Source organism: Micromonospora sp. B11E3 (assembly GCF_039871625.1).
Classification (GTDB): domain Bacteria; phylum Actinomycetota; class Actinomycetes; order Mycobacteriales; family Micromonosporaceae; genus Micromonospora.
The window spans coordinates 36,452-48,651 of sequence record NZ_JBDPMC010000051.1 but is presented as its reverse complement, the minus strand read 5'-3'; the positions used below and the strand labels follow the sequence as shown (position 1 = coordinate 48,651).

Genomic DNA, 12,200 nt, shown 5'->3' with positions numbered 1-12,200 from the left:
CCCCAGCCCCCGCCCCCAGCCCCGGCCGCGCGGCCCTGGCCCGCCGTCCCCGCCGTCCCCGCCGTCCCCGCCGTCCCCGCCGTCCCCGCCGTCCCCGCCCGGCGGGCCCGGCACCGGCTCCGGGCAGCTAGTAGACTTGCCAGGTCTGTCCGCCAAATTCATGATCACAAGGCAGGAAATGGCCACCACCAACGACCTGAAGAACGGCCTGGTACTCAACCTCGACGGGGAGCTGTGGGCCGTCGTCGAGTTCCAGCACGTCAAGCCCGGTAAGGGTGGCGCCTTCGTGCGTACCACGCTGAAGAACGTGCTGTCCGGCAAGGTGGTCGACAAGACCTTCAACGCGGGCACCAAGGTCGACACCGCGACCGTCGACAAGCGCACCATGCAGTACCTGTACGCCGACGGCGAGGACTACGTCTTCATGGACCTGGAGACGTTCGACCAGATCACCGTGCCCGGCGGCACCGTCGGCGAGGCGGCCAACTACCTCCTCCCCGAGGCGGAGGCGATCGTCGCCACGCACGAGGGCGTGCCGCTGTACATCGAGCTGCCGACCTCCGTCGTGCTGGAGATCACCTACACCGAGCCGGGCCTGCAGGGCGACCGCTCGACCGGCGGCAACAAGCCGGCCACCGTCGAGACCGGCGCCACCGTGCAGGTGCCGCTGTTCATCACCACCGGCGAGAAGATCAAGGTCGACACCCGCGACGGCCGTTACCTCGGCCGCGCCTGATGGCCGAGGGTCCGAAGCAGCAGATGCCTGCGCGCCGCAAGGCGCGCAAGCGGGCGCTGGACGTGCTCTACGAGGCGGACCTGCGCAGCCGGCCCCCGGTGGAGGTGCTCGCCGGCTACCTGGAGCGGATCGAGAAGCCCCACCCGGAGCACCTCGGGTACGCGGTCGGCCTCGTCGAGGGGGTGGCCGCGCACCTGGACCGGATCGACGAGCTGATCGCCAGCTACGCCGAGGGCTGGACGCTGGACCGGATGCCGGTGGTCGACCGTAACCTCGCCCGCATCGCCGTCTACGAGTTGCTGTACGTCGACGAGATCGACGACGCGGTGGCGATCAGCGAAGCCGTCGAGCTGGCCCGGCAGATGTCGACCGACGACTCGCCGCGCTTCCTCAACGGCGTGGTCGGCCGGATCGCCGAGTACGCCACCCGCTGAGGAATCCGACACCGCCACCCGGCGGGCGCACACGACGACGCAGGGCCCGCGCCGACGGCGCGGGCCCTGCGTCGTGAGGGGTCAGGACGCGAAGAACGCCCGGGGGTCGGCCACGAGCACGCCGTGCTCGGTGAGGCGCTCGATCAGGCCGGACGGCGAGGCGTCGTAGACGATCGCCAGGGCGCGCAGGTCGTCGGCGCGGATGGAGAGCACCCGGCCGTTGTAGTCGCCCCGCTGCTGCTGGATGGCGCGGGCGTACCGGGCGACGTAGGCGAGCTCCTCGGAGACGTCGTCGTAGAGCCGCTCCAGGTCCAGCACGATCTTGCTGGTGGGCTCGTGGCGAACCCCGCTGCCGTCCGGCAGCAGCTCGGAGACGGGCACCCGGTAGAAGTCGGCCAGCTCGGCCAGGCGGGACACCGTGACGGCGCGGTCACCCCGCTCGTACGAGCCGACCACGACGGCCTTCCACCGCCCGTTGGACTTCTCCTCCACCCCCTGCAGGGACAGGCCCTGCTGCTGGCGGATGGAGCGCAGGCGGGCGCCCAGCGACTTGGCGTATTCAGAGGGCATTCGGTCTCTCCCAGTGCTGCACGGGGATCTCCCCAGCTTTCGCTACGGAGCGTGACGGTACGGGGATTGCGACACGTGGTCAAGTGGTCGTGACCCTACCGTTGGCAAGCGCTGGGGGAGTTGCCCGGTTTCGCCGCCCTGATCCGGGGGTCAGTGCCGCCGTCGGCATGCCCCGTGACCACTGGTAACGTGGCTGGAGCCCCGGTCGGGTCCCTTCGTGGCCCGCCGGCGGTGTCAGACGTCCTTTAACGACCCGTCCCGTGAGGCGGGGAAGGAGGTCCGCCGTGGCCTACCCACCGGCTGCCCACCCGTCGCCGGCACGACAACCCTCGGTGAAGGTGATCCTCACCGCAGCGGACGTCCCGCGCGTGGTGGACCGCATCGCCCACCAGATCCTGGAGAAGACCCAGGGCGCCGCCGACACCGTGCTGCTCGGCATCCCCACCCGGGGCGCGCCCCTGGCGCGGCGGCTCGCCGACCGGATCAGCGCCTTCGAGGACGTCGCCGTCCCGGCCGGCGTGCTCGACATCACCCTCTACCGCGACGACCTGCGCCGGCAGGCCACCCGCGCGGTCGGCCCGACCCAGCTCCCGCCCGGCGGGATCGACGGCAAGCGGATCGTCCTCGTCGACGACGTGCTCTTCTCCGGGCGTACGGTCCGGGCCGCCCTCGACGCGCTCAGCGACCTCGGCCGACCCGCCTCGGTGCAGCTGGCCGTGCTGGTCGACCGCGGCCACCGGCAGCTCCCGATCCGCGCCGACTACGTGGGCAAGAACATCCCGACGTCGCTCGCCGAGAGCGTCAAGGTCACCCTCGCCGAGACCGACGGCGTCGACGAGGTCAAGCTCTACGGGGGTGCAGCCCTGTGAGCGCGAGGAGTGCAGCGAAGCGGAGCCCCGCAGTCGCGAACGAAAGGCAGGCCCTGTGAGCCGGCACCTGCTCTCCGGCGCCGACCTGGACGCCGCCACCGCCACCCAGATCCTGGACACCGCGGCGGAGATGGCCACCGTCGCCGGCCGGGAGGTCAAGAAGCTGCCCGCGCTGCGCGGCCGGACCGTGGTGAACCTCTTCTACGAGGACTCCACCCGGACCCGGATCTCCTTCGAGGCGGCGGCCAAGCGGCTCAGCGCCGATGTGATCAACTTCTCGGCCAAGGGCTCCAGCGTCGCCAAGGGCGAGAGCCTGAAGGACACCGCGCTCACCCTCCAGGCGATGGGGGCCGACGCGGTGGTCGTCCGGCACCCCGCCTCCGGGGCCCCGCACCGGCTCGCCGGCTGGGTGGACGGGTCGGTGGTCAATGCCGGCGACGGCACCCACGAGCACCCCACGCAGGCGCTGCTGGACGCGTACACGATGCGCTCGCGGCTGGGGCGACTCGCCGGCCTGCACGTCGCGGTGGTCGGGGACGTGCTGCACTCCCGGGTGGCCCGCTCGAACGTCCTGCTGCTGTCCACCCTCGGCGCGAAGGTGACCCTGGTCGGCCCGCCGACGCTGATCCCGGTGGACATCGCGGCGGCGCTCGCGCCCGGCACCGACGTCTCCTACGACCTCGACGCCGTTCTACCCGGTGTGGACGTGGTGATGATGCTGCGGGTGCAACGGGAGCGGATGGGCGACTCCTACTTCCCCTCCGCCCGCGAGTACGCCCGCCGGTACGGGCTCGACGGGCCGCGCATGCGCCGGCTGCCGGAGCACGCCATCGTCATGCATCCGGGGCCGATGAACCGGGGGATGGAGATCACCCCCGAGGTCGCCGACTCGCCCCGCTCCACCATCGTCGAACAGGTCGCCAACGGGGTCTCCGTGCGGATGGCCGTCCTCTACCTGCTGCTCGGGGGGAACAACCTGTGACCGCGTACCTGATCACGAACGTGAGCGTCGTCGGCGCCGCGCCGACCGACCTGCTGATCCGCGACGGCGTGGTGGCGCGGACCGGCGCGGGGCTGACCGCGCCGGACGCCACCGTGCTCGACGGCACCGGGCTGGTGGCCCTGCCCGGCCTGGTCGACCTGCACACCCACCTGCGCGAACCGGGCCGGGAGGACGCCGAGACCGTCGAGTCGGGCTCCCGGGCGGCGGCGCTCGGCGGCTACACGGCGGTCTGTGCGATGGCCAACACCTCGCCGGTCGCCGACACCGCCGGCGTGGTCGAGCAGGTCTGGCGGCTCGGCCGGGAGGCCGGCCTGGTCGACGTGCAGCCGATCGGCGCGGTCACCGTCGGGCTGGCCGGCGAGCGGCTGGCCGAGCTGGGCGCGATGGCCGACTCGGCGGCCCGGGTGCGGATCTTCTCCGACGACGGGCACTGCGTCGCCGACCCGCGGCTGATGCGCCGGGCCCTGGAGTACGTCAAGGCGTTCGACGGGATCATCGCCCAGCACGCCGAGGAACCCCGGCTCACCGAGGGCGCGCAGATGCACGAGGGCGAGGTCTCCACCCGGCTCGGGCTGACCGGCTGGCCGGCGGTCGCCGAGGAGGCGATCATCGCCCGGGACGTGCTGCTGGCCGAGCACGTCGGCAGCCGGCTGCACGTCTGCCACGTCTCCACGGCCGGCAGCGTCGAGGTGTTGCGGCACGCCAAGGCGCGCGGGATCAGGGTCACCGCCGAGGTGACCCCGCACCACCTGCTGCTGACGGACTCCAAGGCCGAGACCTACGACCCGGTGTACAAGGTCAACCCGCCGCTGCGCACCGCCGCCGACGTCGCCGCGCTGCGCGCCGCGCTGGCCGAGGGCGTGATCGACGTCGTCGCCACCGACCACGCCCCGCACGCCGTGGAGGACAAGGAGTGCGAGTGGGCGTACGCCCGGCCGGGCATGCTGGGGCTGGAGACGGCCCTGTCGATCGCCCTGGACGTGCTCGGCCCGCAGTGGGACCTGATCGCCGAGCGGATGTCCCGCGCCCCGGCCCGCATCGCCGGGCTCGACTCCCACGGCCTGGACCCGGCCCCCGGCGTGCCGGCCAACCTGACCCTGGTGGACCCGGCCGCCCGGCGCGTGATCGAGCCGGCGGAGCTGGCCAGCCGCAGTCGCAACACCCCGTACGCCCGCATGACGCTGCCGGGTCGCATCGTGGCGACCTTCCTGCGCGGCGAGCCGACGGTCCTTGACGGAAAGGCAACCAAGTGATCCGAGCGAGGAATGCAGCGGAGCGGAGTCCCGCAGTCCGGATCGAAGGATGGCAAGTGATCCGAGCGAGGAATGCAGCGGAGCGGAGTCCCGCAGTCCGGATCGAAGGAGGCGCAGCGTGAGTCGCAGACGTTCCGCGATCCTCGTGCTCGAGGACGGCCGGACCTTCCACGGCGAGGCGTACGGCAGCGTCGGGGAGACGTTCGGCGAGGCGGTGTTCAACACCGGCATGACCGGCTACCAGGAGACCCTGACCGACCCGTCGTACCACCGGCAGGTGGTCGTGCAGACCGCGCCGCACATCGGCAACACCGGCGTCAACGGCGAGGACGACGAGTCCGGCCGGATCTGGGTCGCCGGGTACGTGGTGCGCGACCCCGCCCGGATCGGCTCGAACTGGCGGGCCACCGGCGGGCTGGAGGAGCGGCTCGTCGCCGAGGGCGTGGTCGGCATCAGCGGCGTGGACACCCGGGCGCTGACCCGGCACCTGCGCGAGCGCGGCGCCATGCGGGTCGGCGTCTCCAGCGTCGAGGACGACCCGGGCGCCCTCCTCGAGCGGGTGCGCCGGTCCCCGGGGATGGTCGGCGCCGACCTCTCCGCCGAGGTGACCACCCCGCGGCCGTACGTCGTGCAGGCGCGCGGCGAGCACCGGTTCACCGTCGCCGCGCTGGACCTGGGCATCAAGCGCAACGTGCCGCGCCGGCTCGCCGAGCGCGGCGTCACCACCCACGTGCTGCCCGCCTCGTCGAGCATCGACGACCTGCTCGCCACCGGCGCGGACGCGGTGTTCCTCTCGCCCGGGCCGGGTGACCCGGCCACCGCCGACGGCCCGGTCGCCCTCGCCCGCGAGGTGCTGCGCCGCCGGGTGCCGCTGTTCGGCATCTGCTTCGGCAGCCAGATCCTCGGCCGCGCGCTGGGCTTCGGCACCTACAAGCTCGGGTACGGCCACCGGGGCATCAACCAGCCGGTGCTCGACCGGGCCACCGGCAAGGTCGAGGTGACCAGTCACAACCACGGCTTCGCGGTGCAGGTGCCGGGCGCGGGTGTGGGTGCCGTCGTGCCCGACCGGGTCATCGACACCGAGTTCGGCGGCGTCCAGGTGTCGCACGTCTGCCTCAACGACAACGTGGTCGAGGGGCTGCGGGCCAGGGACGTGCCCGCCTTCACCGTCCAGTACCACCCGGAGGCGGCGGCCGGCCCGCACGACGCGGACTACCTGTTCGACCGTTTCGCCGAGCTGATCGAGGGCGGTGGCCTCGACCGGAAGCGGAGCGAAGGCCGTGGCTTCGACCGGAACAACAGTGAAGGCGGCAAGAATGCCTAAGCGGACCGATCTCAAGCACATCCTGGTGATCGGCTCCGGGCCGATCGTGATCGGGCAGGCCTGCGAGTTCGACTACTCCGGCACCCAGGCCTGCCGGGTGCTGCGCAGCGAGGGGATCCGGGTCAGCCTGGTCAACTCCAACCCGGCGACGATCATGACGGACCCGGAGTTCGCCGACGCCACGTACGTCGAGCCGATCACCCCGGAGTTCGTCGAGCTGGTCATCGCCCGGGAGCGCCCCGACGCCCTGCTGCCCACCCTGGGCGGGCAGACCGCGCTGAACACGGCGGTCGCCCTGCACGAGGCGGGGGTGCTGGAGAAGTACGGCGTGGAGCTGATCGGCGCCAACATCGACGCGATCAACCGCGGCGAGGACCGGCAGCTGTTCAAGGACATCGTGGCCGCCGCCGGCGCCCGCCTCGGCGTCGAGGACCCGTCGTCGCTGGTGCCGCGCTCGCGGGTCTGCCACTCGATGGACGAGGTCCGGGCGACCGTCGGCGAGCTGGGCCTGCCGGTGGTGATCCGGCCGTCGTTCACCATGGGCGGCCTCGGCTCCGGCATGGCCCACACCGACGAGGACCTGGAGCGGATCGCCGGGGCCGGCCTGGCCGCCAGCCCGGTGCACGAGGTGCTCATCGAGGAGAGCGTGCTCGGCTGGAAGGAGTACGAGCTCGAGCTGATGCGCGACCGCCACGACAACGTGGTGGTGGTCTGCTCGATCGAGAACGTCGACCCGATGGGTGTGCACACCGGCGACAGCGTCACCGTCGCCCCGGCCATGACGCTCACCGACCGCGAGTACCAGCGGCTGCGCGACCTGGGCATCGCCGTGCTGCGCGAGGTCGGCGTGGACACCGGCGGCTGCAACATCCAGTTCGCGGTGAACCCGGTCGACGGCCGGATCGTCGTGATCGAGATGAACCCGCGGGTGTCCCGCTCCTCGGCGCTGGCGTCGAAGGCCACCGGCTTCCCGATCGCCAAGATCGCCGCGAAGCTGGCCATCGGCTACACCCTGGACGAGATCCCCAACGACATCACGCTGAAGACCCCGGCCGCGTTCGAGCCGACCCTCGACTACGTGGTGGTGAAGATCCCCCGGTTCGCGTTCGAGAAGTTCCCCGGCGCCGACCCGGAGCTGACCACCACGATGAAGTCGGTGGGCGAGGCGATGAGCCTCGGGCGCAACTTCACCGAGGCGCTGAACAAGGCGATGCGCTCGATGGAGACCAAGGGCGGCGGGTTCTGGACCGTGCCGGATTCGGTCGTCGCCGCCGCGACGGGCGCCGACCCGGCCGGCGTGACGAAGGAGAACACCCTCGCCGCGCTGCGGACGCCGCACGACGGCCGGCTCTACACCGTCGAGCGGGCGCTGCGCCTCGGCGCGTCCGTCGCGGAGGTCGCCGCCGCGTCCGGCGGGATGGACCCGTGGTTCCTCGACCAGATCGCCGCCCTGGTCGAGCTGCGCGCGGAGATCGTGGCCGCCCCGGTGCTCGACGCCGACCTGCTGCGCCGGGCCAAGCGGGCCGGCCTGTCCGACCGGCAGCTGGCCGCGCTGCGTCCCGAGCTGGCCGCCGAGGACGGCGTACGCACCCTGCGGCACCGGCTCGGCATCCGGCCGGTGTACAAGACGGTGGACACCTGCGCCGCCGAGTTCGAGGCGGCCACGCCGTACCACTACTCGACGTACGAGCAGGAGACCGAGGTCGCGCCGTCGGACCGGCCGAAGGTGATCATCCTGGGCTCCGGGCCGAACCGGATCGGCCAGGGCATCGAGTTCGACTACTCGTGCGTGCACGCCGTAATGGCGCTGCGCAGCGCGCCCATCGACTCAGCCGCTGCGTCCGGTTCCGGCGCCGAAGGCGCCGGCCGTTCCGGCGCCGAAGGCGCCGGGTACGAGACGGTGATGGTCAACTGCAACCCGGAGACGGTCTCCACCGACTACGACACCGCCGACCGGCTCTACTTCGAGCCGTTGACGTTCGAGGACGTGCTGGAGGTCTGGCACGCCGAGGACTCGTCGGGCAGGGCGGCCGGCGGGCCGGGCGTGGTCGGCGTGATCGTGCAGCTCGGCGGGCAGACCCCGCTGGGCCTGGCGCGGCGGCTGAAGAAGGCCGGCGTGCCGGTGGTCGGCACGTCCCCGGAGTCGATCCACCTCGCCGAGGAACGGGGCGCGTTCGGGGCGGTGCTGGCGAAGGCCGGGCTGCGCGCCCCGGCGCACGGCACGGCCACCTCGTACGAGGAGGCGAAGGCGATCGCCGACGAGATCGGCTACCCGGTGCTGGTCCGGCCGTCGTACGTGCTCGGCGGGCGGGGCATGGAGATCGTCTACGACGACCCGACGCTGCGCGACTACATCGGCCGGGCCACCGACATCTCCCCGGATCACCCCGTGCTCGTGGACCGGTTCCTCGACGACGCCATCGAGATCGACGTGGACGCGCTGTGCGACGCCGACGGGGAGGTCTACCTCGGCGGCGTGATGGAGCACATCGAGGAGGCCGGCATCCACTCCGGCGACTCGTCCTGCGCGCTGCCGCCGATCACCCTCGCCGGCTCGCACCTGGCCCAGGTGCGCCGCTACACCGAGGCGATCGCCCGGGGCGTCGGGGTGCGCGGCCTGCTCAACGTGCAGTACGCGCTCAAGGACGACGTGCTGTACGTGCTGGAGGCGAACCCGCGGGCGTCGCGTACCGTGCCGTTCGTCTCCAAGGCCACGGCGGTGCCGCTGGCGAAGGCGGCGGCCCGGATCGCGCTCGGCGCCACGATCGCCGAGCTGCGCGCCGAGGGGCTGCTGCCCGCGAGCGGCGACGGCGGCACCATGCCGGCCGACGCGCCGATCGCGGTCAAGGAGGCGGTGCTGCCGTTCAAGCGCTTCCGCACCCCGTCCGGCAAGGGCATCGACTCGCTGCTCGGGCCGGAGATGAAGTCCACGGGCGAGGTGATGGGCATCGACACCGGCTTCGGGCAGGCCTTCGCCAAGTCGCAGGCCGCCGCGTACGGCTCGCTGCCCACGGCCGGGAAGATCTTCGTCTCGGTGGCCAACCGCGACAAGCGCGGCATGATCTTCCCGATCAAGCGCCTGGCGGACCTGGGCTTCGAGATCGTCGCCACCGCCGGCACCGCCGAGGTGCTGCGCCGGCACGGCATCGCCTGCGAGCAGATCCGCAAGCACTACGAGGCCGGCGAGGGCGAGGACGCGGTGTCGCTGATCCTCGGCGGCGACGTGGCCCTGGTGGTGAACACGCCGCAGGGCTCTGGCGCGAGCGCCCGCTCCGACGGGTACGAGATCCGCAGCGCGGCCGTCACGGCGGACATCCCCTGCATCACCACGGTCCCCGGCGCGGCGGCGGCGGTCATGGGCATCGAGGCGCGCATCCGCGGCGACGTGCGGGTCCGCCCCCTCCAGGACCTGCACGCGGCCCTGCGGGCCCCCCGGTGACGGCCGGCACCAACGCGTCGATCATGGAGTTGGCGGCGGTTTCGGAGATCCACTCCGCCGTCAACTCCATGATCACCGGGGCCGCGCGGGGGCGGGGAGGCGCGGCGTGATGTTCCAGCGGATCGTGCGGCCGTACCTGTTCCGGGTCGGGGGTGGGGACGCGGAGGCGGCGCACGAGTGGACGCTGCGGCGGCTCGCCACGCTGTCCCGGCGGCCGGCCGCGCTCGCCGCGCTGCGGGCACGGCATCTCGTGCGGGCTCCGCGCACCGTGTTCGGGGTCCAGTTCCCGAACCCGGTCGGGCTGGCCGCCGGGATGGACAAGGACGGGCTGGCGCTGCCGGCGTGGCCGGCGCTGGGCTTCGGCTTCGTCGAGGTCGGCACGGTCACCGCGCACGCCCAGCCGGGCAACCCCCGGCCCCGGCTGTTCCGGCTGCGCGACAGCGAGGCCGTGGTCAACCGGATGGGGTTCAACAACGCCGGCGCGCAGGCCCTGGCCGACCGGCTGGCGACGCTGCCCCGGCCGCTCGGCGTACCGCTGGGCATCTCGCTCGGCAAGTCCAAGGTGACCCCGCTGGACGAGGCGGTGGAGGACTACCGGGCCTCGTACCGGGCGCTGCGGGAGCACGGCGACTACTTCGCCGTCAACGTCTCCTCGCCGAACACCCCGGGCCTGCGGTCGTTGCAGGACCGCTCCCACCTGGACGCCCTGCTGACGGCCCTGGTGGGGGAGAAGCCGGTGCTGGTGAAGATCGCTCCGGACCTGACCGAGCCGGCGATCGCCGAGCTGCTGGAGGTCTGCCTCGACCGGGGCGCGGCCGGGGTGATCGCCACCAACACCACCCTCGGCCGGGACGGGCTCGCCCCGGCCGACCGGGCGCGGGGCGCGGAGGCCGGCGGCCTGTCCGGCCGTCCCCTGGCGGGGCGGGCCCGGGAGGTGGTCGCCTTCGTGCACCGGGAGACGGGCGGCCGGCTGCCGGTGATCGGCGTCGGCGGCATCGTCGATCCGGACGACGCGGCCCGGATGTTCGACGCCGGCGCGAGCCTGGTGCAGCTCTACACGGGTTTCATCTACCGGGGCCCGGCCCTGGTCCGGGCCGCCGCCCGCGCCGCCCGGTGACCGCCCCACGTTTCCCGCGATCTTGCACTTTCCGCCCCGACCTATGCCGCGAACCGGACGAAACAGGGGCCACAACTGCAAGATCGCGGGGGTCGGGGTGGGCGCGAGAGCGGAGGAGCGCGGGTGACGCCTGAGGAGGTTCTGGCGGGGGATCGGCGGCATGTGTGGCACCCGTACGCCGCGCTGCCGCCCGCCGTGCCGCCCTACGTCGTGGAGAGCGCCCGGGGCGTACGGCTGCGGCTGGCCGACGGGCGGGAGCTGGTGGACGGGATGTCGTCGTGGTGGGCGGCGATCCACGGCTACCGGCACCCGGTGCTGGACGCGGCGGTCACCGACCAGCTCGGCCGGATGAGCCACGTGATGTTCGGCGGGCTCACCCACGAGCCGGCGGTACGGCTGGCGGGCACGCTGGTCGAGCTGGCCCCGGCGGGGCTGGAGCGGGTCTTCCTCTGCGACTCCGGCTCGGTCAGCGTCGAGGTCGCGGTCAAGATGTGCCTGCAGTACCAGCGGGCCACCGGCCGCCCGGAGCGCCGCCGGCTGGGCACCTGGCGGGGCGGCTACCACGGCGACACGTTCCACCCCATGAGCGTCTGCGACCCGGAGGGCGGCATGCACCACCTCTGGGGCGACGTGCTGCCCCGGCAGGTCTTCGCGCCCGTCCCGCCGGGCGGCTTCGACACCCCGCCCGACCCGGCGTACGTCGCGGCGCTGGTCGACGCGGTGGAGCGGCACGCCGACGAGTTGGCCGCGGTGATCGTGGAGCCGGTGGTCCAGGGCGCCGGCGGGATGCGCTTCCACCACCCGCACTATCTGCGGGTGCTGCGCGAGGTGACCCGGGCCCACGGCGTGCTGCTGGTGTTCGACGAGATCGCCACCGGCTTCGGCCGCACCGGGACGATGTTCGCCGCCGAGCACGCCGGGGTGAGTCCGGACGTGCTCTGCGTCGGCAAGGCGCTCACCGGCGGCTACCTGACCCTGGCGGCCGCGCTGTGCACCGCGGAGGTGGCCGAGGGCATCTCCCGCGACGGGGTGCTGGCGCACGGGCCGACGTTCATGGGCAACCCGTTGGCGTGCGCGGTCGCGAACGCCTCCATCGGGCTGCTGCGGGCCGGGGACTGGGCCGCGCAGGTCGCGAGGGTGGGCGCGGGCCTGCGGGCCGGCCTGGAGCCGCTGCGGGGCGCTCCCGGGGTGGCCGACGTACGGGTGCTCGGGGCGATCGGCGTGGTCCAGCTCGACCACGAGGTGGACCTGGCCCGGGCGACCGCCGCGGCGGTGGCGCAGGGGGTCTGGCTGCGGCCGTTCCGCGACCTGGTCTACGCCATGCCGCCGTACGTCGCCGACGACGCCGACGTGGCCCGGATCGCGGCCGGGATCGCCGCCGCGGTGGCGGTGGGCTGACGCCGCCGGGTGGGGGCGGCGCCGCCGCCCCCGCGGGAACATCGAGAGAGGGGATGG

At 73.2% G+C, this 12,200-nt stretch carries 10 protein-coding genes; 9 read left to right on the top strand and 1 reads right to left on the bottom strand.

Annotated elements, in window-relative coordinates; all coding sequences use genetic code 11:
• Positions 1-178: 178 nt before the first annotated feature.
• Both efp and nusB read left to right on the top strand, forming a co-directional pair.
• Complete coding sequence (gene efp, locus ABGB16_RS22950) at positions 179-736, top strand: elongation factor P (RefSeq protein ID WP_347670152.1); 558 nt, start codon at positions 179-181, stop codon at positions 734-736.
• Positions 737-759: 23 nt separating this feature from the next.
• Positions 760-1,170, top strand: coding sequence for a transcription antitermination factor NusB (gene nusB / locus ABGB16_RS22945; RefSeq protein ID WP_347670155.1), 411 nt, complete (start codon positions 760-762; stop codon positions 1,168-1,170).
• Positions 1,171-1,251: 81 nt separating this feature from the next.
• Here nusB and ABGB16_RS22940 read toward each other — a convergent pair whose 3' ends face one another.
• Positions 1,252-1,740, bottom strand: a complete 489-nt coding sequence (locus ABGB16_RS22940) for a transcriptional regulator (protein WP_347670151.1) — start codon at positions 1,738-1,740, stop codon at positions 1,252-1,254.
• A gap of 284 nt (positions 1,741-2,024) precedes the next feature.
• On the opposite strand from ABGB16_RS22940, the gene pyrR reads away from it, so the two are divergent.
• The 7 genes from pyrR (at position 2,025) to ABGB16_RS22905 (ending at position 12,143) form a co-directional block, all read left to right on the top strand.
• Entirely contained in the window at positions 2,025-2,609 is a 585-nt protein-coding gene (gene pyrR, locus ABGB16_RS22935) for a bifunctional pyr operon transcriptional regulator/uracil phosphoribosyltransferase PyrR (RefSeq protein WP_347670150.1), read from the top strand.
• 55 nt (positions 2,610-2,664) lie between these two features.
• Positions 2,665-3,591 carry an aspartate carbamoyltransferase catalytic subunit gene (locus ABGB16_RS22930; protein WP_347670149.1) on the top strand — a complete coding sequence of 309 codons (927 nt, stop codon included), beginning with the start codon at positions 2,665-2,667 and terminating at the stop codon, positions 3,589-3,591.
• The gene (locus ABGB16_RS22925) at positions 3,588-4,865 is read left to right on the top strand and encodes a dihydroorotase (protein WP_347670148.1); all 1,278 of its coding nucleotides are present in this window, start codon (positions 3,588-3,590) and stop codon (positions 4,863-4,865) included. Before ABGB16_RS22930 ends, ABGB16_RS22925 begins: the two co-directional genes overlap by 4 nt.
• A 118-nt stretch (positions 4,866-4,983) precedes the next feature.
• Complete coding sequence (gene carA / locus ABGB16_RS22920) at positions 4,984-6,189, top strand: glutamine-hydrolyzing carbamoyl-phosphate synthase small subunit (protein WP_347670147.1); 1,206 nt, start codon at positions 4,984-4,986, stop codon at positions 6,187-6,189.
• Positions 6,182-9,628, top strand: coding sequence for a carbamoyl-phosphate synthase large subunit (carB, locus tag ABGB16_RS22915; RefSeq protein WP_347670146.1), 3,447 nt, complete (start codon positions 6,182-6,184; stop codon positions 9,626-9,628). The genes carA and carB overlap by 8 nt, the downstream gene beginning before the upstream one ends.
• Positions 9,629-9,734: 106 nt before the next feature.
• Positions 9,735-10,745 carry a quinone-dependent dihydroorotate dehydrogenase gene (locus ABGB16_RS22910; protein WP_347670145.1) on the top strand — a complete coding sequence of 337 codons (1,011 nt, stop codon included), beginning with the start codon at positions 9,735-9,737 and terminating at the stop codon, positions 10,743-10,745.
• 123 nt (positions 10,746-10,868) lie between these two features.
• Positions 10,869-12,143: an adenosylmethionine--8-amino-7-oxononanoate transaminase gene (locus tag ABGB16_RS22905; RefSeq protein ID WP_347670144.1), complete on the top strand. Its 1,275-nt coding sequence runs from the start codon at positions 10,869-10,871 to the stop codon at positions 12,141-12,143.
• Positions 12,144-12,200 lie beyond the last annotated feature (57 nt).